At 60.5% G+C, this 21,479-nt stretch carries 18 protein-coding genes and 1 pseudogene; 8 read left to right on the top strand and 11 right to left on the bottom strand.

Features of this window, described 5'->3' with window-relative positions:
• Positions 1-3 precede the first annotated feature (3 nt).
• The 4 genes from AC13RC_RS11615 to AC13RC_RS11600 all read right to left on the bottom strand — a co-directional run bounded on the left by AC13RC_RS11615 (position 4) and on the right by AC13RC_RS11600 (position 3,953).
• The gene (locus AC13RC_RS11615; protein WP_488557207.1) at positions 4-1,089 is read right to left on the bottom strand and encodes a glycosyltransferase family 4 protein; all 1,086 of its coding nucleotides are present in this window, start codon (positions 1,087-1,089) and stop codon (positions 4-6) included.
• A gap of 81 nt (positions 1,090-1,170) precedes the next feature.
• Positions 1,171-1,794: a bifunctional nicotinamidase/pyrazinamidase gene (gene pncA, locus AC13RC_RS11610; protein ID WP_488557206.1), complete on the bottom strand. Its 624-nt coding sequence runs from the start codon at positions 1,792-1,794 to the stop codon at positions 1,171-1,173.
• A 111-nt stretch (positions 1,795-1,905) separates the two neighbouring features.
• Positions 1,906-3,189 (bottom strand): sugar MFS transporter, encoded by a 1,284-nt coding sequence (locus AC13RC_RS11605; RefSeq protein WP_113332935.1) that lies wholly within the window; start codon positions 3,187-3,189, stop codon positions 1,906-1,908.
• Between the two features lie 233 nt (positions 3,190-3,422).
• A complete protein-coding gene (locus AC13RC_RS11600) occupies positions 3,423-3,953 on the bottom strand; it encodes a TetR/AcrR family transcriptional regulator (RefSeq protein WP_233788703.1) in 531 nt (176 codons plus the stop codon).
• Between the two features lie 229 nt (positions 3,954-4,182).
• Between AC13RC_RS11600 and AC13RC_RS11595 the strand changes: the two genes are divergently transcribed.
• The gene (locus AC13RC_RS11595) at positions 4,183-4,920 is read left to right on the top strand and encodes an SDR family oxidoreductase (protein ID WP_488557205.1); all 738 of its coding nucleotides are present in this window, start codon (positions 4,183-4,185) and stop codon (positions 4,918-4,920) included.
• A gap of 140 nt (positions 4,921-5,060) precedes the next feature.
• Positions 5,061-5,423: a winged helix-turn-helix transcriptional regulator gene (locus AC13RC_RS11590; RefSeq protein ID WP_488557204.1), complete on the top strand. Its 363-nt coding sequence runs from the start codon at positions 5,061-5,063 to the stop codon at positions 5,421-5,423.
• Here the strand turns inward: AC13RC_RS11590 and AC13RC_RS11585 are convergent.
• A pseudogene (locus AC13RC_RS11585) lies at positions 5,403-5,685 on the bottom strand (GIY-YIG nuclease family protein). The gene AC13RC_RS11590 and the pseudogene AC13RC_RS11585 overlap by 21 nt on opposite strands.
• 364 nt (positions 5,686-6,049) lie before the next feature.
• Positions 6,050-8,515 (bottom strand): ATP-dependent helicase, encoded by a 2,466-nt coding sequence (locus AC13RC_RS11580; RefSeq protein ID WP_488557203.1) that lies wholly within the window; start codon positions 8,513-8,515, stop codon positions 6,050-6,052.
• Between the two features lie 363 nt (positions 8,516-8,878).
• Between AC13RC_RS11580 and AC13RC_RS11575 the strand changes: the two genes are divergently transcribed.
• The 4 genes from AC13RC_RS11575 to AC13RC_RS11560 all read left to right on the top strand — a co-directional run bounded on the left by AC13RC_RS11575 (position 8,879) and on the right by AC13RC_RS11560 (position 15,315).
• Positions 8,879-10,045, top strand: a complete 1,167-nt coding sequence (locus tag AC13RC_RS11575; RefSeq protein WP_488557202.1) for an efflux RND transporter periplasmic adaptor subunit — start codon at positions 8,879-8,881, stop codon at positions 10,043-10,045.
• Positions 10,042-13,197, top strand: a complete 3,156-nt coding sequence (locus tag AC13RC_RS11570; protein WP_488557201.1) for an efflux RND transporter permease subunit — start codon at positions 10,042-10,044, stop codon at positions 13,195-13,197. Before AC13RC_RS11575 ends, AC13RC_RS11570 begins: the two co-directional genes overlap by 4 nt.
• A 245-nt stretch (positions 13,198-13,442) precedes the next feature.
• The gene (locus tag AC13RC_RS11565) at positions 13,443-14,456 is read left to right on the top strand and encodes a flagellin N-terminal helical domain-containing protein (RefSeq protein WP_145316777.1); all 1,014 of its coding nucleotides are present in this window, start codon (positions 13,443-13,445) and stop codon (positions 14,454-14,456) included.
• Between the two features lie 190 nt (positions 14,457-14,646).
• Entirely contained in the window at positions 14,647-15,315 is a 669-nt protein-coding gene (locus tag AC13RC_RS11560) for a YiaD family glycine zipper/OmpA-like lipoprotein (protein WP_069612829.1), read from the top strand.
• A gap of 58 nt (positions 15,316-15,373) precedes the next feature.
• On the opposite strand, the gene AC13RC_RS11555 is transcribed toward AC13RC_RS11560, so the two are convergent.
• Positions 15,374-15,781, bottom strand: a complete 408-nt coding sequence (locus AC13RC_RS11555) for a DUF2000 family protein (protein ID WP_113390625.1) — start codon at positions 15,779-15,781, stop codon at positions 15,374-15,376.
• 14 nt (positions 15,782-15,795) lie between these two features.
• On the opposite strand from AC13RC_RS11555, the gene AC13RC_RS11550 reads away from it, so the two are divergent.
• Complete coding sequence (locus AC13RC_RS11550) at positions 15,796-16,683, top strand: AraC family transcriptional regulator (protein ID WP_488557200.1); 888 nt, start codon at positions 15,796-15,798, stop codon at positions 16,681-16,683.
• A 16-nt stretch (positions 16,684-16,699) separates the two neighbouring features.
• Here AC13RC_RS11550 and AC13RC_RS11545 read toward each other — a convergent pair whose 3' ends face one another.
• From AC13RC_RS11545 to AC13RC_RS11530, 4 genes are all read right to left on the bottom strand, one after another.
• Positions 16,700-17,425, bottom strand: coding sequence for an amino acid ABC transporter ATP-binding protein (locus AC13RC_RS11545; protein WP_113351995.1), 726 nt, complete (start codon positions 17,423-17,425; stop codon positions 16,700-16,702).
• A complete protein-coding gene (locus AC13RC_RS11540) occupies positions 17,403-18,062 on the bottom strand; it encodes an amino acid ABC transporter permease (protein WP_106998235.1) in 660 nt (219 codons plus the stop codon). Before AC13RC_RS11540 ends, AC13RC_RS11545 begins: the two co-directional genes overlap by 23 nt.
• Positions 18,059-18,730: an amino acid ABC transporter permease gene (locus tag AC13RC_RS11535; protein WP_145632634.1), complete on the bottom strand. Its 672-nt coding sequence runs from the start codon at positions 18,728-18,730 to the stop codon at positions 18,059-18,061. Before AC13RC_RS11535 ends, AC13RC_RS11540 begins: the two co-directional genes overlap by 4 nt.
• A 63-nt stretch (positions 18,731-18,793) precedes the next feature.
• Positions 18,794-19,573, bottom strand: a complete 780-nt coding sequence (locus AC13RC_RS11530) for a transporter substrate-binding domain-containing protein (protein ID WP_246661092.1) — start codon at positions 19,571-19,573, stop codon at positions 18,794-18,796.
• Positions 19,574-19,918: 345 nt separating this feature from the next.
• On the opposite strand from AC13RC_RS11530, the gene AC13RC_RS11525 reads away from it, so the two are divergent.
• Positions 19,919-21,331 carry an FAD-binding oxidoreductase gene (locus AC13RC_RS11525; protein ID WP_113332948.1) on the top strand — a complete coding sequence of 471 codons (1,413 nt, stop codon included), beginning with the start codon at positions 19,919-19,921 and terminating at the stop codon, positions 21,329-21,331.
• Positions 21,332-21,479 lie beyond the last annotated feature (148 nt).

Genomic DNA, 21,479 nt, shown 5'->3' with positions numbered 1-21,479 from the left:
CTCTTAGAGATCTTCCAAAATGGACAGGACGCGATCTGCGCTGCCATCCCAGGAGAAGCGCCTAACGTTCTCATGGCCGCGTCGACGCAGATCCTGGCGCAATGTCTCGTCCGTCGCGATCCGCCGCATGGCGGAGACAAGTTCCTCCTGTCGGAAGGGATCGAAGTAGAGCGCGGCATCGCCCGACGCCTCACGCACGGCGGGAATATCGGCCGCGAGCACCGGGCAGCCCTGGGTCATCGCCTCCAGCGGCGGGATACCGAACCCTTCGTAAAGGCTCGGGAAAACGAAAGCTGTGGCATGGCGCTCCAGGGCGGCGATTTCTGCATCGGCGAGCCTGCCGGGGAAGAGCATGCTGTCGCTCGATTGCTGGTTGTCCGATTTGAACACGGTCGGTGCGGAGCCGCCCACGACCACGAGCTTCTGATTGATATCCTTGAGCGCCTCGAAAGCGCGAATGGCGAAATCGAGGTTCTTGTTCGGCTTCATCGTGCCGACGAGTAGGAAGAAGCCGTTGGTTTTCAGACCAAGCCGCTGCATGACGGCCTCATCCGGCTCGATGGCGGCATAATGATCGACGGCATTGTAGACGACGTCGATACCGGTTGATGGCACCCGGAATACCGAGGCGAGCTCCTGCCGCGAGAATTCGGAGACGGTACCGATCTTGGCGGTGCGCGTCAGCACGGTTCCAAGGGCGCCATGCAGCAGGCGGTAGCTGCGCTTGAAGGACTGCGGATGGCGGAAGATCGTCACGTCATGGATGACGACGGCCTGGCGGCGATGCAGCAGCGGCCCGCTGCCGCCGAAGCAGATCAGGCGGCTGCCGCGCGAGTGCGAAAGCAGCGATGTCTGCTCCCAGAGATGGCCGGGGCCGGAACCGAATTCGTCGATTTCGATAGCGGAGAGCTTGAGATCGACGGGCGTGTTGCGTGGTACGGCGAGCCGCCAGCGCGCACCCGTCAGCGACGCGGGCAAGGCGCTCGCGGAAATCTTACGATCGAGCGCCAGCGTCAGTTCGCGCGCAAAGCGCTGTACACCGGACAGAGGCTGGCCGAGAAAACGCCCGTTGATGACAATCGACTGCACGCTAAAGATCCCGATATCTTACTGACAGGGAATAGCTTGCACCATTTTATTTAGAGAAGGTTTAGCTTGCTTCGCGCGATTTTACGCAAGCGCGTCCGCGCTGCTGGCAATCGTGACGCCGCGGGCTCGCATCTCGTCGATTGCCGATTTGACGCCGGCGGGATCGATGCCTCGGCTGGCATCTTCGATGAAGCGGACTGTGACGCCGGGCAGCATTTCAACGGCATCGAGCGCCGAGAACTTGACGCAATAATCGGTTGCCAGCCCGCAAAGGTCGAGTTCGGTGACGCCTTTGTTGCGTAGATAGGCGGCCAGTCCGGTGAGGGCAGCCTGATCGTTGTCGCGGAAGGCGGAGTAGCTGTCGACGGCGGGATTCTGGCCTTTTTGCTGAATGAAATCGACGGCGGCCATATGGAGGTCGGGATGGAAGGCTGCGTCTTCCGTATTCTGAACGCAGTGGTCGGGCCACATCATTTGCGGCTTGCCTGACAGTGTGCCGATCTCAAAAGGTTTTTTGCCTGGATGAGTGGAAGCGAAGCTGCCGTGACCGGCCGGATGCCAGTCCTGCGAGGCGACGATGAGATCGTATTGGCCGCTGTCGATGAGCTTATTGGCGACGGGCACCACCTGGTGTCCCTCTGGAACTGGAAGGTTGCCGCCAGGGCAGAAGCCGTTCTGGATGTCGATGAGCAGCAGCGCTTTCATGAGACCTGTCCTTCCGTTTTGTTGCGCTGCACGATGCCAAGTGGCGCGCTTCGGATCAAGCCCTTTGCGCCCCGCCGATGAAGGCGGCGAGGCGCGATGGTTTGTGAAGGCTTATGCCGGCTTGTGGCCCTTGAGCCCATAGAAGGCAATGTAGATGTAGCAGATAATCGGCATCAGGAAGGCCAGGTGGATGCCGATCGTATCGGCAAGGCCGCCCTGGATAACAGGCAGGATCGCGCCGCCGACAATGGCAAGGCACAGAATGCCCGAGCCCTGGCTCGTATATTTGCCGAGACCGTGCAGCGCCAGGCTGAAGATCGTCGGGAACATGATCGAGTTGAAGAGGCCGATCGCCAGCACGGCCCACATGGCGACATGGCCTGTCGTCAGCACCGTCACCAGCAGGAGGATGATCGCGGCGACAGCATTGAAGGCAAGCGCCTTGCCGTCATCGATGTGGCGCATGATTGCCGAGCCGACGAAGCGTCCCACCATCGCGCCGCCCCAGAAATAGGAGACGTAATGGGCGGCGTCCGCTTCGGAAAGATGCGCGATATCGGGCTGGCTGAGGAAATTCACCAGGAAGCTGCCGACGCTGACTTCGGCTCCGACATAAACAAAGATGCCGAGAGCGCCGAGCACGAGATGGCGGTATTGCCAGGCAGAGCCGCCGCCGCGCATCGGCTCGATGGTCTCCTCATCCTCGACTTGCGGGAGTTTCAGCGCCGCAAAGACGGCCGCGAGCACTAGGAAAGCGGCGGCAAGGAGCAGATAGGGGAATTTGACCGCGCCGGCTTCCGCAAGCCGCATGGCGTCGAGCTGTTCCGGTGTTGCGTTGGTCGCTGCAACAGTCGCGGCAGACAGGATCAACATCGCGCCGAAGTAGGGGGCAATCGTCGTGCCGAGCGAGTTGAAGGCCTGCGTCAGGTTCAGGCGGCTAGCGGCCGTATCCGGAGGTCCCAATACGGTGACATAGGGGTTTGCGGCAACCTGCAGGATCGTGATGCCAGTGGCGAGCACGAAAAGTGCGCCCAAGAAAAGGGCGTAGACGCGATACGTGGCGGCAGGAATGAACAGGGCGCAGCCGACAGCCGCGATCGCAAGGCCGACGACGATGCCCCATTTATAGGTGATGCGCTTCACGAGCGTGCCGGCAGGCAGCGATATGATGGAGTATGCGCCGAAAAAGCAAAGCTGGATGAGCATTGCCTGCGTGTAATTGAGCTGAAAGACGCTTTTCAGGTGCGGGACCAGAATATCGTTCAGGCAAGTAATGAAGCCCCACATGAAAAAGAGTGAGGTGAGTGCGATAAGCGCGAATTGGTAATTGCCCTGGCCTTGGTGTGCGGATGCACGCGCGCTGGTGGGCGCAGAGCTTGTTGCTGAGCCAGCCACTTTTTTATCCTCGGTTCTTGTTGTTGCCAGGCTTCGAGATTCGAGCCGGACGAAAGCCCGAACGGGCCGAAAGAAGAGCTGGCAGCGGCTTGCCGAGATACCGCGGGAAACGCAGAATCCCGAAGCCGCTTCAATCGATATAATCGATTGGTCCGCTATTGGTAGCTTGCTAGGCATGCGGATTTTGCAATGCTGCAATGCAATCACTTGCAAGGGCGGAATGTCTGCCGACGTCAGTCGAGGCTGTGCAAATAGCCAAGAACGGCGCGTTTCACGCGCAGAGCCAGCTGGTATCTATCCTGGTCGCCATGCTCCCCGGCGGCATCGACTATTCCCTTGATGATGGCGACCACGTCGCGACTCGCCACATCGATATCGGCCTGCGGCGGCAAATCCGGCCGCAGCAGGGTTGCGCGCGTGAGCTCGAAGAAGCGCCTTTTGACCGCTTCGGTGGCGGCATCAAGCGGAAGGCGCGCTTCCTCGAAATCGAGCAAGCGGGCTAGCGCCGGCCGGCGAAGCTGCTGCTCGACGCAAGGGAGGATGAGCGCCGACAAGGCCTCGCTGCCCGTGGGCTTGTCGGCGGCAATTTCCGCCTCTGCGACGAGACGCGAAGTCTCGCGCAGGATCAAGGCTCCGATCAACGCATCCTTGCGCGGAAAATATTGATAGAGCGAGCCGACACTGACGCCGGCCTTTTCCGCAACGGCATTGGTGGAGAAGGCCTCATGGCCGTGCTCCTCCAAAATGCGAGCTGCAGCCTCCACGATCGCCTCGACTGTTGCGAGCGAGCGGGCTTGTCTTGGCGCTTTTCTCGGCGCGGCACGGCTATGGAGAGGGCCTTCGGACATGTTCCTGGAATGCGAGTAGCAAAAAGCGAATTATCGCTCATATTACAGTTCGCGACCCAACGAAACAAGCGTTTCAGCGACATGCCGGGATTGAGTTCCCAGGCATGCTCGAGAGCGCGTGTGCGAACGACAAGGAGATTGACGCATGTCCAACGAAATTAGAACGGCGATCGTAACCGGCGCATCCAAGGGAATTGGCGCCGCCATAGCAAAGCAGCTTGCCGCCGACGGCTTTCAGACCGTCGTCAACTACGCATCGAGCGCCGGAGAGGCCGCGGATGTTGTTGCCGGCATTACGATGGCGGGCGGCCGTGCGCTTGCAGTCCGCGCCAACGTTGCCGATAGCGCGGCAGTGACGGCATTGTTCGATCGCGCCGAAGCGGAATTCGGAACGGTCGACGTGCTCGTCAACAATGCCGGGATCAGCAAATTCTCGCCGCTGGCTGAGGTCTCGGATGAGGATTTTCAGCAGCAAATCGCCGTCAATCTGACAGGCACTTTCAACGGGATGCGAGAAGGGGCGAAGCGGGTGCGCGATGGTGGCCGCATCATCAATCTTTCCACGAGCATCATCGGTCACTATTCCCCCGGCAACGGCGTCTATGCGGCGACCAAAGCGGCGGTGGAGGCGATGACGCATATTCTTGCTAAGGAACTCGGCCCGCGCGGCGTCACCGTCAATGCGGTCGCGCCGGGGCCGATCGCTACCGAATTGCTGTTCAAGGGGCGGTCCGAGGCATTAATCCAGCGGCTGATAAACGATATTCCGCTCGGGCGCCTCGGGATTCCTGACGACATCGCCCAGATCGTATCGTTTCTGGCCGGCCCGCGGAGCGGCTGGGTCAACGGCCAGATCATCAGGGCAAATGGCGGACGCAACTGAGATCGAGTAGCGCGAGGTGCAGAAGCCTTTGCGGCAGAAGGATCGTTTCTTGCCACAAATCGCGACACCGAATGATGCCACTGCGAGACCGGGACTGTCTCGTACAAAAATTATACCGCCATGCACATGAGGTAGGTGCGATGAAAAAGACCGTAACTGGCTGCTCCGTCGAGGAAGCGATGCATTTGCTGGGTGGCCGCTGGCGGCTGCTGATTGTGTCTTATCTGGTCGATGGACCCCAGCGCTTCAACGAGCTGAGGCGGCTGATGCCTGGCATTTCGCAGAGGATGCTGACGCTTGATCTGCGCGCGCTGGAGGAGGCGGGCCTGATCCGGCGGACGGTCTATCCGACGATTCCCGTGAAGGTTGAGTACTCGCTGACGGAGGATGGGCAGCGGCTGGAGAAGGTGGTGGCCGTGGTGAAGGAGTTTGGGCTGTGGCTCAAGGATCGGGATGCGCAGGGAATTGAGGAGCCTGCGGCTTCACCAGAGCTCGTGGTATAAATCCCGCCAATCCGGATTTGTCTTTTCAATCAGCTCGATCTTCCATTGGCGATACCAGCGTTTCAGCGATTTTTCGCGTTGTATGGCTGAAATGATGTCGGCGTGGTCTTCATACCAGACGAGCCGTGTGCATCCCATATTTCCAAGCAAAGCCCGGTGTCAGGCCTTCACGATGCTCGTAGATGCGGCGCTCGAGATCGGCGGTGACGCCGATGTATAAAGTGCCACGTTTGTGGTTGGTGATGATGTAGGTATACTCCACCGATGCGTGTATGATGCTGGCGGAGAGGATGGGCGTCAAGAGGCTATTGGCGGGAGGTGAGCTGCTTCGCAAAGAATGCGCTTGCGTTTGCCACCCTATTATACCCCACGCTCCGTCATCCTCGGGCTTGACCCGAGGATCCAAGTACAAGCCTTGATGTTTATGCAAATTAGATCGCTGTACGTGCCGGCAGCGACATCTACATTGCATGCTTGCTTGTGAGTGATGCATTCGATGGGAGCGCTTGTGCGTGGATCCTCGGGTCAAGCCCGAGGATGACGGAGTGTGTGGGTGGGAAGGATATCCACAATCAGCCTAACCGTTGATGGCCACCCTCTGGTCCCAAACCAGATAGCCTTGCCGATTAAACCCTCTCCACAAACCCATCCAGCACGCGCTTCTGCCCGGCGCGGTCGAATTCGATCGTTAGCTTATTGCCCTCGATCTCCGACACATTGCCGTTGCCGAACTTGATGTGGAAGACGCGGTCGCCGATGGCGAATTTGGAGGGTTCGGAGGAGGTGGATTTGGCCACCAGCTCGCCGTCGATGGTGCGCACTTTCGGACCGCTTTCGCCGTAACCGATGCGTTCGACGGCGTGGCCGGAGCGGCTGCCCCAGTTGTCGCGGGTCGCATCGTTGCGGTTGGCCTGGGCGCGCTTCCAGCCGGGCGTGGAATAGGTGTTGGCGAAGGGATCGGCCTTGTCGAAGCGGGACTGGCCATATCCGCCGCGGCCATATCCGCCATAGGACTGCTCTACTTCGGCGACCTGAACATGCGTTTCCGGCAGTTCGTCAAGGAAGCGGGAGGGGATCGTCGATTGCCATAGGCCGTGGATGCGGCGGTTGGAGACGAACCAGATGTGGCAGCGGCGCTTGGCGCGGGTGATGCCGACATAGGCGAGGCGGCGCTCTTCCTCGAGGCCGGCGCGCCCGCTTTCGTCGAGTGAGCGCTGATGCGGAAACAGGCCTTCCTCCCAGCCGGGCAGGAACACCGTGTCGAATTCCAGACCCTTGGCGGAGTGCAGCGTCATGATGGAGACGGCGTCGAGATTTTCGTTCTGCTCGGCATCCATAACAAGGGCGACGTGTTCGAGGAAGCCGCGCATGGATTCGAAGCTGTCCATGGAACGGATGAGTTCCTTGAGGTTTTCAAGCCGCCCCGGCGCTTCCGCCGATTTGTCGTTCTTCCACATGTCCGTATAGCCGGATTCTTCGAGGATTTGCTCGGCAAGCTCGGTATGCGGCGTATTCTCGAGCAGGCCCTGCCAGCGGCGGAAGGATTGCACGACGTCGAACAGCGCCTTGCGCGCCTTCGGCTTCATCTCATCCGTCTCGATGATGTCGGCCGCTGCCGCCAGCATCGGGATATCGCGCACGCGGGCATAATCATGCAGCGCACGGACAGTGGTGTCGCCGAGACCGCGTTTTGGCGTATTGATGATGCGTTCGAAGGCGAGATCGTCGGCCGGCTGGCAGACTAGGCGGAAATAGGCCATGGCGTCGCGGATTTCGAGGCGCTCGTAGAAGCGCGGACCGCCGACGACGCGATAGTTCAGGCCGAGCGTCACGAAACGATCTTCGAACTCGCGCATCTGGAAGGAGGCGCGCACGAGAATGGCGATGTCGTTGAGATTGTGCTTGTTGCGCTGCAGCTGCTCGATCTCTTCGCCGATGGCGCGCGCTTCCTCCTCGGAATCCCAGGAGGCGTGCACTTGCACCTTGATGTCGTCGGGGTCGGAGCGGTCGGTGAACAGTGTCTTGCCGAGCCGGCCTTCATTATGGGCGATCAGATGCGCGGCGGCACCGAGAATATGCTCTGTGGAGCGATAGTTCCGCTCGAGCTTGATGACCTTGGCGCCCGGAAAATCCTTCTCGAAGCGGAGAATGTTGTCCACCTCCGCGCCGCGCCAGCCATAGATCGACTGGTCGTCGTCACCGACGCAGCAGACATTCTGCGGCTCGCCTTTCTGCCGCTGCGCCAGCAGGCGCAGCCACATATATTGCGCCGTGTTAGTGTCCTGATACTCATCGACCAGGATGTAGCGGAAGCGCTGGTGATAATCCTTGAGGATATCAGGATTCTGCCGGAACATATTGATCGGATGCAGCAAAAGGTCGCCGAAGTCGCAGGCGTTCAGCGTCTTCAGGCGGTTCTGATAGGCGGCATAGAGCTCGCGGCCTTTGCCATTGGCAAAAGCGCGGGCGTCACCCTCCGGAATATCGGCGGGGCTGAGGCCCTTGTTCTTCCATGTGTCGATCATGCCGGCAAATTGCTTGGCCGGCCAGCGCTTGTCGTCGAGCCCTTCGGCCTGGATCAGTTGCTTGATCAGACGGACGACATCGTCGGTATCGAGAATGGTGAAGCTCGAGGTGAGGCCGACCAGTTCCGCATGACGACGCAACAGCTTCACACCGATCGAGTGGAAGGTGCCGAGCCAGGGCATGCCTTCGACCGCGCCGCCGACCAGCAGCGCGATACGTTCCTTCATCTCGCGAGCCGCTTTGTTGGTGAAGGTGACGGCGAGGATTTGGCTGGGGAAGGCGCGGTTGGTGGACAGGATATGCGCGATGCGCGTCGTGAGCACTCGCGTCTTGCCGGTGCCGGCGCCGGCAAGCACCAGCACGGGGCCGTCGAGCGTTTCCACGGCTTCCGCCTGTTCTGCATTGAGGCCTGAGAGATAATCGGGCCGGCGGCCGCTGTCGCGTGCTGCCATGGCGCGGGCCGCAATGCCGCCGCCAATGCTGCCGGCAGCCGGCGCGGAACGGCGCGGCGCCACGTGCTCCGGCTCCTCGTCAAAGAAGGGAATATCGTCATGTCCAATGGTCATGCCGCCCAATGTAATGATTCTACCCCGAAAGGCAAAAGAAACGGGCCGAAACTAGAACAAAAAGTGCACATTCACAGGGCATAAGACTCGATCGACGGCTGTTTTCATGTGGAAATGGGTCGGCCCATTCACCGGGTAAAACGTCTCGTTGTCCGCACTAAGATTACAACTTTGTCATAATCTGTGGCGAAACTTGCGGCATATGCTCAAAAACACGATATTGCAGCAAATCGGGCACAATCTTGCTTTATGGAGCCGTCCGAGCCGAAATTGACCCCCGGTTAAGTGCGCTGGGTGGATGAGGGGTCACAAAAACCAACGACGCGATTTCATCGCCTCTGACACAACGAGCCGGAGACGTGCATGACCGCCTGGAAGCAGCTTTCCTTGTCTTTTTTCTTGCTGGCAGCTGGCATCGCCGCTGTCGTGGCCTTCATGCCCAGCGCAGCGGGCCTGCTGCAGAAGGTCGGCGTTCCCGAGACTGTCGTGGCCTGGATTGCTCCGCGCGATGGCGCGGCGGACGGAAAGTCGGAGACGCGGGCAAGCTCCGGTGGACGGCGCGGTCAGAACATACCGCTTGTCGTCACCGAGCCGGTGGTCAGCGGTGTTGTTAACGATCGCCTGAGCGCGATCGGTACCGGCGACGCCATCCGTTCGGTCGTCGTCATGCCGCAAGCGGCGGGTACGATCCGGGAAATTCTCATCAAGTCAGGCGACAGGGTGAAGCAGGGGCAGGTGCTGGCGCGTCTCGACGACGACGAGCAGATCATCGCTCGCGGCCAGGCGGAAGTGGCGCTGAAGAGCGCTGTCGAAAAATCCCAGCTCTACCGCAATATCAAATCCACAGTCTCGCGTATGGATGTTTTCGACGCCGAGATCGTGGAGCAGGGCGCAAAGCTGGCGCTGCAATCGGCCGAGCTGGCGCTGAAGCGCCGCGATGTGGTCGCACCGATCGACGGGATTGTCGGTATCGTGCCTGTGGTCGTCGGCGACAATGTGACGACAACGACCAATATCGTGATGCTAGACGACCGCTCGGAAATCCTGGTGGATTACTGGGTGCCGGAGCGCTTCGCCAACACAGTCAAGGTCGACCAGCCGGTGGAAGCGACGTCGGTGGCATTGCCGGGGCGCGTATTTTCGGGCGTTGTCGAGGCAGTCGACAATCGTGTTGACGGTGCAAGCCGGACGCTGCGCGTGCGCGCTCGCATCGATAACGCCTCCGATGTTCTGCGCGCCGGCATGTCCTTCAATGTCGGCATGCGCTTTGCCGGCGAATCCTATCCCTCCGTCGATCCGCTCGCCGTCCAATGGGATGGGGCGGGTGCGCATGTCTGGCGCGTCGTTGACGGCAAGTCCTCGAAGGTGCGCGTCAGCATCGTGCAGCGCAATCCGGATGCGGTGCTGGTCCGCGGCGATCTCCGCAATGGCGATCTCATCGTCATCGAAGGATTGCAGCGCGTGACCGAAGGTGGCGAGGTTCGCTTTGCCCGCGATGTCGCTCAAGCCAAGGAGGTCATCACCCAATGATGACCGATGGCAACGATGTGGCGGATGCCGGCTCGGCAGCGGCCAAGCAATCCTTTACCGCGCTCTTCGTGCGCCGGCCGATCCTGGCGCTGGTCTTCAACACGCTGATGGTCGTCGCCGGTCTTGCCGCCTATTTCGGCGTCGAAGTGCGAGAACTGCCCGATGTCGACCGTCCGGTCGTGACCGTCAGGACCGTATTCGATGGCGCATCGCCGCAGACGGTGGATCAGGAGCTGACGAAGATCATCGAAGGGGCGGTTGCCCGCGTCAGCGGCCTGAAGTCGGTTTCCTCCAGTTCCTCCTTCGGTCAGAGCCGGGTAACGCTCGAATTTTCCGACGCGACCGATCTTTCGGTTGCCGCCAATGATGTCCGCGACGCCATCGGTCGCATCACCGAACAATTGCCCGATCAGGCGGATGCGCCTCAGATCGTCAAGGCGGATTCGGATTCGCAGCCGATCATGCGGCTTGCCGTCACCTCGACCACGTTGACGATGGATGACCTGACGCAGCTGGTCGACAAGGAGATCACCGACCGGCTGGCTTCGGTCGAGGGCGTCGCCGATGTCGAGCTTTACGGCGATCAGGAGAAGATCTTCCGCATCGATGTCGATCAGGCCGCCCTTGCGAGCCGAGGCCTCACCATCGGCGACCTGACGACGGCGCTTGCGACCGCAGCACTCGATGTACCGGCCGGATCGCTGAAGAGTGCGCGGCAGGATATCGTCGTGCGCGCCACGGCGGCACTACAGACGCCGGAGGATTTCTCCCGGCTGATCATCAAGAACCGCGTGCGGCTTTCCGATGTCGCCACCGTGACGCTCGGACCGAGGGACGGCACGACCGCGCTGCGTTCGAACGGCGTGCAGGGCGTTGGTCTCGGCATCATCCGTCAGGCGCAGTCGAATACCTTGAATATTTCCGAAGGCGTGAAGGCCGTCGTCGCGCAGCTGTCTAAATCGCTGCCCGAGGGTACGCGCATCGTCATCACCAGCGACGATGCCCTGTTCATTCAGGGAGCGATCCACGAGGTCGTGCTGGCGCTCGTCCTGTCGGCGTTGATCGTCACCGCAGTCATCTATCTCTTCCTGCGCGACTGGCGGGCGACGCTGATACCGGTCGTCACCATGCCGGTGGCGCTGATCGGCACGCTTGCCGCGCTCTACATGGTCGGTTTCTCGGTCAATATCCTGACGCTGCTGGCAATCGTGCTTGCGACCGGCCTCGTGGTCGATGACGCCATCGTCGTGCTCGAGAATATCGTGCGGCGCAGGGCGGAGAAGATCGGGCCTCGCGCTGCCGCCGTGCTTGGCACGCGCGAAGTTTTCTTCGCCGTCATTGCGACGACGGCCACGCTTGCTGCCGTGTTCATTCCGCTCTCCTTCCTGCCGGGGCAGGTGGGCGGCCTGTTCCGCGAATTCGGCTTCGTGCTTGCCTTCTCCGTCGGCCTGTCGTCGATCGTGGCGCTGACGCTCTGCCCCATGCTTGCCTCGCGCATGCTGACCAAGGAGATGCGCGAGGAGCATGGCGCGCTCGGGCGTTTCGGCGAGCTTTTCTCCGGTGTCTATCGTCGTACCCTCAAGGCCTGTCTCAATGCGCCTTTCGTCGTCATCGTCTTCTGCGCCGTGTTTTCGGCTGCAGCCGTCCTGGCGTTCATAAACGTCAAGAGCGAGCTGACGCCGAGCGAGGATAGGGCGATGGTCATGCTGCGTCTCACCACGCCGCAAGGCGCAGGCCTCGATTATACCAAGGATCAATTACAGCGCGTCGAAGAGCGGCTGCAGCCGCTGATGGACAGCGGCGACATACGAAATATCTACGCGATTTCAGGCATGAACAGCCAGAAGAACAGCGGCTTCATGGTACTGACGCTGGCCCCCTGGAGTGAGCGTCGTCGTACGCAGCAGGATATTGTCACCGATATCAACAAGGCCATGGCAGGCGTGCCGGCTCTTCGCGGCAATGTCATCCAGGCCAACAGCCTGCGCATTCGTGGCGCCGGCAGCGGCGTGCAGATGGCGCTCATCGGCAACAATCACGAAGCGCTGACCGATGCAGCGCTGAAACTCGTGCAGGAACTCGACAAGACCGGCCAATTCGATACGCCGCGGCTGAACAACGAGCCGACACAGGCTCAGGTCTCCGTCACCATCGATCGTGAGCGCGCTTCCGATCTCGGGGTCGACATTTCAGGTCTTTCAGTGGCCTTGCAGTCGCTGCTTGAGGGTCGCTCCGTCGTCGACGTATTTGTCGCTGGCGAATCCTATCCGGTGCTGTTGACGTCGACGATGCGGCCCATCGATGATCCCACGGATCTTGAAAACGTCTTCCTCAAGACCGGCGACGGCAAGATCGTGCCGATGTCGGTCATTGCGTCGTTGAAGGAGAATGCGGTTGCGCCGCAGCTGACCCGCGAGCAGCAGCTGGCTTCGGTTGCGATCACGGCCGGGCTCAAGAACGGCATGTCGCTCGGGCAGGCGGTTGAGGAGATCACACGGATCGCGACGCCACTCCTGCCGCCTGGTTCGCGGTTGATGCCGCTCGCCGAAGCGGCGACACTGGAGGAAAATTCCAGCGGCATGGCCCTGACCTTCGGTTTTGCCATCGTCATCATCTTCCTGGTGCTGGCTGCTCAGTTCGAAAGCGTGCTGTCGTCGGTCATCATCATGTCGACGGTGCCGCTCGGTCTCGCCTGCGCCGTCTTTGCGCTCGTCATCACCGGATCGAGCCTCAACATCTACAGCCAGATCGGCCTGGTGCTGCTCGTCGGCGTCATGGCCAAGAACGGCATCCTGATCGTCGAGTTCGCCAATCAGCTTCGCGACAAGGGCGAAAGCGTGCGCGAGGCGATCGAAAAGGCCTGCGCACTGCGACTGCGCCCGGTCATGATGACGATGATCGCGACCATCCTTGGAGGCGTGCCGCTTGTCTTTGCCGAGGGGGCTGGCGCAGAAGCGCGCGTTGCTCTCGGCTGGGTCATTGTGGGCGGCCTTGGGTTTGCGACCCTGGTCACGCTTTACATCACACCCGTCGCCTATCTTTTGATCGCCCGCTTTGCCAAGCCACAGACGCATGAGGAGCAGCGCCTGCATGACGAGATGTCGGATGCGGCGCTGCGCGCGAAGCTCGCCAATCTTCGCGCGGCGGAGTAGATCGGCACCGGCAGGTTGGTCCGTTGCAGGCGTTGCGCTTATTTATGGTAAATCAGGGGTATCGTTTAGCGCTTTTTTAAGCATGTTTGCTAATCATGTCGGTATGTAACCGCTGGAGCGCAGGTGTTGTTTTGCCTCGCTCCCCGTTCGCCGACACGCTCGGCCCGCGCGCATGAGCGCCCGCGGCAAGGTTCCGATGTCTCCTTGTATTTGTTGCGTATTGTTGCGTCCGGAGTTCATGTGCCGTGAGTATTTTTTCGACCTTCATCAGGGTCAGTCCCTCTGTGAATACAGCACTGGAAGTGCTGAGGGACACCCAGACCAAACTGGGTAATGCCGAACGACAGATGTCGTCAGGCCTGCGGGTTCAGTCGGCCAGAGACAATGCCACCTATTGGAAAATCTCGACTTTGACGCATACCGACATCGGCGCGATTTCGTCGGTTCAGGATGCGCTCGGTCTCGCCGCCTCGACCGTCAGCACCGCTTCCACGGGTGTCAGTAGCGCGATCGATGTCGTGACCGAGATCAGGACGAAGCTCGTCAGCGCCTATGAGACCAGCGTCGACAAAACGACACTCAACGACGAGATCACCGAGCTCAAGCAGCAGTTGCGCAGCGTTGGGGAGTCGGCGACCTTCAACGGCGTCAACTGGACCGTGCTGCAAGATGGCGCGGACCCGACTGACCCCCACGAGATTCCAGGCTCCCTTATCCGGGGTACCAACGGCACCGTAACGATCGGCATGCTGAGCTATGCGGGCGTCAGCTCGACGACGGGGCCGATCACCTCGGCCGATGCGCGTTATCTGATCGACGATCAGTCAAGCGGCACCGGCGGATATGGCGTGCTGACGTCGACATCTTTCGCCACCGAAGCCGGAGCGGCTAAGAATTATGTGCTCATCAGCAGCAAAAACGGCAATACGAGCGGCCAGGTGGAGATTTCGCTCGATGCGAATACGAGTCGGGGCGCTATTGTCGACATGGTCAACACCGTGACGGGAATGCTGAACCAGCTCAAGACGATCGGATCCGCCTTCGGCTCCCTCGAGGCGCGTATCAATCTTCAGACCGAGTTTGCCAGGAATCTCAATGATTCGCTGACCAGCGGGGTCGGCAAACTCGTGGATGCCGATATGGAGCAGCAGTCGAGCAAGGTTCTGGCGCTGCAGGCTCAGCAACAACTCGGGCTGCAATCTCTGTCGATTGCCAACGCGAGCTACAATACGGTTCTGCAACTCTTCCAGAACCATTGATTGCAGCGAACGGCTGAAATTGACGGAGCTAGTGGAGGGATGGCGCCGCACGTCCCCATGCGCCGGCTTCGGCAAAGCCTCGCTGACGCTCTATGCACAGGGGACAAGGGTCTGGATAAGATTTCTCTTCATGATATTGCCGCAATGCTTCATATCTGCTGCGGCCATCGAACCGGAGAGCGACGATTCTATGATCAAGAAAATTGCCATTCTTGCCCTTGCGGCAGCCTTTTTGAACGCATGCACCACCACCGACCCCTATACGGGTGAGCAGAAGGTATCGAATACCGCAGGCGGTGCGGCGATCGGTGCCGGCGTCGGTGCCGTTGCCGGTCTTCTGATCGGTCATTCGCCGGCCTCGCGCCGCAATGCCGCGCTGATCGGCGCCGGCGTCGGTGCGCTCGCGGGTGCCGGTATCGGCAACTACATGGACCAGCAGGAGTCCGAACTGCGTGCACAGCTGCAGGGCACCGGCGTTTCGGTTACCCGCGTCGGCGACCGCATCATCCTGAACATGCCTTCGGCGATCACCTTCGATATCGACCAGGATGCGATCAAGCCGGAATTCTTCCCGACGCTCAATTCCGTCGCGATCGTTCTGCGCAAGTTCAACCGCACGCTGATCGACGTCAACGGCCATACGGATTCGACCGGCAGCCTGCAGCATAACCAGGATCTGTCCGAGCGCCGCGCCGGATCGGTCGCGTCCTACCTCGGCAGCCAGGGCATCGATCAGCGCCGCATGTCGGCCATCGGCTTCGGTCCGTCGCAGCCGGTCGCAACCAATGCCACCGAGGCTGGCCGCGCGCAGAACCGCCGCGTCGAGATCCAGATCGCACCGATCACGCAGAACGGCTAAGCCTTTTCAACAAAAACGGCCGGGTCTCGCGATCCGGCCGTTTTCTTTGCGCGTCCGATCACGCATGCATGCTTGCGCCCTTGGTTATCTTGTCGACGATTTTCTTGTCCGCGCGCATGGCGATACCGACGACCTTGGCATCTTCCGGCGCGAATTCGGAAAAGACGGCGCGGTTGGCCGCGTCATGGCCGGTTGAAAACATTTCCTCTATGAAGATGGAAGACGTGACGCCTCGCTCCAGCGAGCGGCGGTGGATGGCGGCAATGCTCTCCTTGTCGGCCGAGAGCACGATGATGGGCTGGATCGACAAAGCGTTGTAGACGTTGCCGGTGCGATCGCGATAGGCTTCGCCGATGATATCGGGATGTTGTCCGGCTATGCCTGTGGATAGGAAGGCCGTTACATTCAGCTTTTGCCAGGATTGAAGGTCGTTTCGCAGAACGATCGCGATTTTGGTATCGAACATCGATGGTCACTTTCATGCAGTCTGGAAATGGGACATTGCACGAGGATGTAGCCGGACAGATCTTCGAGGGTCTTGAACGTTTGTGCGTGACACCGGAGGCCAACCGCATCCTGTCTGCACCTGCCTATCCGGGCATCGAACGCATCCAGGCGCAGTTTCGTGGCGATGCCTTCGAACTGCATCGTCACGACACCTATGCGCTTGGCGTCACCATGCGCGGCGTGCAGACATTCCGTTATCGTGGCGAACAGCGCTACAGCTTGCCCGGGCGGGTGATCATTCTTCATCCGGACGAACTGCATGATGGCGGGGCAGCGACCGAGGACGGCCTCGTGTACCGGATGCTGTATCTGGAACCATCGGTGCTGTTTCAATGCCTTGAGGCGGCGCGTGTCGGTCTGCCTTTCGTCGACGACCCCGTGGTGGAAGACAATCGTCTCGCCGGCCTGTTGCTGGCGGCGCTTGGCGAGCTCGATCACGAGCTGGATGAGCTCTTCGTCGACGATTTCGTTTCGCGACTCACCGACGGACTTGTCCAGCACGCCCGTTTGCCGCAACGGCGCTTGGGCAGCATTGCGTGGGGGCAGGTGAAGACTGCGCGGGACTATCTCGAGGCGCATGTCACACGAGGTGTGCGCTCGCAGGAACTGGAGCGCATCACCGGTCTCGATCGCTTTGCGCTTGCGCGGCATTTCCGTGCTGCCTTCGCAACAAGCCCGCACCGGTTCCTGCTGATGCGCCGGCTGCAGCAGGCAAAGGCGATGATCGCCGCGGGGGAGCCGATCGCTGAGGTGGCAGCCGCAACCGGCTTTGCCGATCAAAGCCATCTGACCCGGCATTTTAAGAAGGCGTTCGGCATTGCTCCAGGCGCCTGGAACACTATGGTTCAGAGAGCCGGTTAGCGGGACCTGCCGTCTCTCAATGGACGCCGAGGAACTGTTTGAGCTCCGGGGTTTGCGGATTGGCGAAGACTTCGCCGGGCGGTCCGATTTCGTGCACGCGGCCCTGGTGCATGAAGACGACGCGCGAGCAGACGTCGCGGGCGAATTTCATCTCATGGGTCACCATCAGCAGCGTCATGCCTTCGCTTGCCAGCTCGCGCACGACGGCGAGAACTTCCGCGACCAGCTCCGGGTCAAGCGCGGAGGTGATTTCATCGCAGAGAAGCGCGATCGGCTGCATGGCAAGTGCCCTGGCGATGGCGACGCGCTGCTGCTGGCCGCCGGAGAGCTCATCCGGATAGGCGTCGAACTTGTGCCCGAGGCCGACACGGTCGAGCATGCGCCGCGCCATGGCCTCGGCTTCGGCCTTGGCGGTCTTCTTGACGACCATCTGGGACAGCATGACATTGCGTCCCGCGCTCAGGTGCGGGAAAAGATTGAATTGCTGGAAGATCATGCCGACCTTCAGTCGGAGGGCCTTCAAATGCAGATCGTCGGGCAGGAGCTGTGCGCCCGCGACGGAGATCGAGCCGTCATTGATCGTTTCCAGGCCGTTGATGCAGCGCAGCAGCGTTGACTTTCCCGAACCGCTCTTGCCGATGATGGCGATGACTTCGCCGGGCTCGACATCGAGGTTGATGCCCTTCAGGACTTCGTTGGTGCCGAAGCTCTTGCGGACTTCAGTGATTTCGATGAGCGACATTGAGCTTCCTCTCCAGGATTTGGCTGCTTTTTGACAGCGGCCAGCACAGGGCGAAATAGATGAGCGCGACAAAGCCATAGACGGTGAACGGCTGGAAGGTCGCGTTGGTGATGACGGTGCCGGCTTTGGACAGCTCGACGAAGCCGATGATGGAGGTCAGGGCCGTGCCCTTGACGACCTGCACGGAGAAGCCGACCGTCGGCGGCACGGCGATGCGCAGCGCCTGGGGCAGGATGACGTAACGCATCTGCTGCAGATAGCCCATGCCGAGACTTGCCGAAGCCTCCCATTGCCCCTTGGCGACAGCCTCGACGCAGCCGCGCCAGATTTCGGTCAGGAAGGCAGCCGACCAGAGCGTGAGCGCGACGCCGGCAGCCAGCCAGGCCGGCACGTCGATGCCGAAGAGCCCGAGACCGAAGAAGGCCAGGAAGAGCTGCATCAGCAGCGGCGTGCCTTGGAACAGCTCGACGAAATATCTGACCGCAATGCGGCCGGCCTTGGCCTTGCCGATGCGAAGGAACAGCAGGATTGCGCCGACGATGGCACCGCCGGCGAACGAGACGAGCGACAGCAATATCGTCCAGCGCGCGGCCAGAAGCAGGCCGCGCAGGATATCCCATGTGGTGAATTGGATCATTGGCGGACCCTGCGTGGAAAGATCATCTTGCCCACGACCGCGAGTACCTGTCGAAGCAGAATCGCCAGCGCGAGGTAGATCGCCGTGGAGACAAAATAGGCTTCGAAGGCGCGGAAAGAACGCGATTGAATGAAGTTTGCTGCGAAGGTCAGATCTTCGGCGGCGATCTGCGAGACGACAGAGGAGCCGAGCATGACGATGACGACTTGCGACGACAGTGCCGGCCAGATGCGCTGCAGGGACGGAACGAGGACGACATGCCGAAAGGTTTCGAACCGGGTCATGGCAAGGCTGGCGCCGGCTTCGAATTGCCCGCGCGGCGTTGCCTGTATGCCGGCGCGGATAATCTCGCAGCTGTAGGCGCCGAGATTGATGATCATCGCGAGATTGGCGGCAGTCATCTCGTTCATCTGCACGCCGATGCCGGGCAGGCCAAAGAAGATAAAGAAGAGCTGGATCAGAAACGGCGTATTGCGGATGAGCTCGACATAGGCAGCGACGAAGGGTTTGAGCCACCCTGGACCCAGTGCTCGCGCCCAGGCGCAGGCGATCCCAAGGAGAATGCCAAGCACAGCGCCGATAAGGGTCAACTCCACCGTGACGAGAACGCCCTTGATCAGCGTGGGATAGTATTCGGCCAGCCAGCCGAAATCGAAATGATAGCGCATCGGAGAAAGCCTCGCTCGGACCGATCACGCCGCCGAATGACGGTACGATCGGTCCTGCGTTGATCAGAAGCCGGTCGGCAGGTCGGCGCCCAGCCACTTCTGCGACATCTTGTTCAGCGTCCCGTCCGCCTTGGCGGCGGCAACGATGTCGTTGACCTTCTTCTGCAGCGCCGGCTCGTTCTTGTTCAGGCCGATGAAGCAGGGGGAGTTGGTGATGAGGAATTTCATCTCGGGCTTCTTCGGCGGGTTCTTGGCGAGAATGGCCGCCGCGACGACATTGCCGGTCGCGACCAGCTGAACCTGTCCGGACAGGAAGGCGGAGATGGTGCCGTTATTGTCCTCGTAGCGCTTGATCGTCGCGTCCTGCGGCGCGATCTTGGTCAATGCCAGATCTTCGATCGCGCCGCGGGTAACGCCGATCGTCTTGCCGGAAAGGTCTTCCGCCTTTGTTGCCGCGACATCGCCGGGGCCGAAGACGCCGTTGAAGAAGGGCGCGTAGGCTTCAGAGAAATCGATGACCTTTTCGCGATCCGGATTCTTGCCGAGGCTTGAGATCACCAGATCGACCTTGTTCGTCTGCAGATAGGGAATGCGGTTGGCGCTGGTGACCGGAACGAGCTCCGTTTTCACGCCGAGTTTTTCGCCGATCAGATTGGCCATGTCGATGTCGTAGCCCATGGGCGCCATGTCCGTGCCGACGCTGCCGAAGGGCGGGAAGTCCTGCGGGACGGCGACGCGGAGTGTGCCGCGCGAGGCTATGTCGCTCAGAGCATCCGCCCGAGCTGCGTCAGGGGCGGAAACCGACCCCATTGCGAGCATCGCAATTCCGAGTGCCATGAGCATTTGTCTGCGCTTCATCGAATGTCCTTCCAATCGTGGCTATGTGAAAGCTGAAAGGCGATAGGCAAGACACATGCCAGTCGACGGGAGACTGCTTCGGGGTGCTACGGTAGGGATGAAAGTGAGTGCTCGATGATCGTTGAGGCGATGCTCTGATTAAAATATAGGCAAAACTCTGCCGCGATGATTTTTCCAGCCAACCGATCGCCACGCCTTTGATCAATCGCACAAAACTTGAACTTATACGCGATAGCGGCTCACTTTCATCACTGGACAGCGCCGCCCCAAATGCCCCATAGAACCGAGAGGGGTTAACGCCCTGGACGACCGCGATGGGAGATTCGGACTATGGTTTTGGCTGATGCAAAGGCGGGAACACGCAACGAGGCCGGCATATCCGCCGTTCTCGGTATTCTGAAGCAGGCCTTCGGCGAGCGGTTCCAGACCGGCGAAAGTTTTCGCGCCCAGCACGCCCACACGACCACCTATATCCCATCGCAGCTGCCGGATGGCGTAGTCTTTGCCGAAACGAGCGAGGACGTGCGGACTGTCGTCAAGGCATGTGCCGAACATAAGGTTCCGGTCATTCCTTTTGGCACTGGATCTTCGCTGGAGGGACAGGTGAATGCGCCGCAGGGCGGCATTTCCATCGATTTCAGCCGCATGAACCGCATTCTCGAAGTCAATGCCGAGGATCTGGATTGCACGGTCGAGCCCGGCGTCACCCGCGAGCAGCTTAATACCTACTTGCGCGACACCGGCTTATTCTTTCCGATCGATCCCGGCGCCAATGCCTCGATCGGCGGCATGGCATCGACGCGCGCATCGGGCACCAATGCCGTGCGCTACGGCACGATGAAGGACAATGTCTTGTCCGTGACCGTGGTGACTGCCAATGGCGAGGAAATCCGCACCGCCCGACGCGCCAAGAAATCATCCGCCGGTTACGATCTGACGCGGCTTTTCGTCGGCGCCGAAGGCACGCTCGGCGTGCTGACCTCGATCACGCTGCGCCTTCAGGGCATTCCGCAGAAGATCGCCGGCGGTGCCTGTGCATTTCCGGATATCAAGGCGGCGTGCGATGCGGTCATCATGACCATCCAGATGGGTGTTCCGGTCGCGCGCATCGAGCTGCTCGATGCCATGCAGATGCGGGCCTGCAATCGCTATTCTGGTCTGACCTATGACGAGAAGCCGACGCTCTTCCTCGAATTTCATGGCACCGACGAAACCGTTGCGCTGCAGTCGGCGCAATTTGCCGAGATCGCGGCTGAATGCGGTGGCGGCGAATTCCTTTGGACAAGCAACGCCGAGGAGCGCAACAAGCTCTGGAAGGCTCGCCATGACGCCTATTGGGCTTGCCGCGCGCTGGCGCCGGAACTGGCTGCGCTATCGACAGATGTCTGCGTGCCGATCTCGCGGCTTGCCGAATGCGTCGCAGAAACCCAGGCCGATATCGAGGCGCACGGCCTGCTGGCACCCATCGTCGGCCATGCCGGCGACGGCAATTTCCATGTGCTCGTCTTGTTCGACGACAAGACGCCGGAAGGTATCGCCGTTGTCGAGGAATTCGTCGCGCGCCTCAACGCGCGTGCGCTCGCCATGGATGGCACCTGCACGGGCGAGCATGGCATAGGGCAGGGGAAGATGGCGTTTCTGGAGCAGGAACTCGGCGATGCGGTCGATCTGATGCGTCAGATCAAGGAGTCGCTCGATCCGGATGCCATTTTCAATCCAGGGAAGATATTCCGCAGGCACTGAAAGATGGAATATTTTCATGATCTTGGCTTGCTACGGCCGCGAATGGCGCTAGGCTGCATCCGCACTTTTCCGGTTTTTGCCATGAAAAGCCACCGATATGCGCTAGATGGGGCATATCTCCCGAAAAGAGCTGCTGTAACAGGCGGAG

This window comes from Martinezella sp. CNPSo 3890, assembly GCF_057784455.1.
This window is presented reverse-complemented; position numbering and strand designations above follow the sequence as displayed.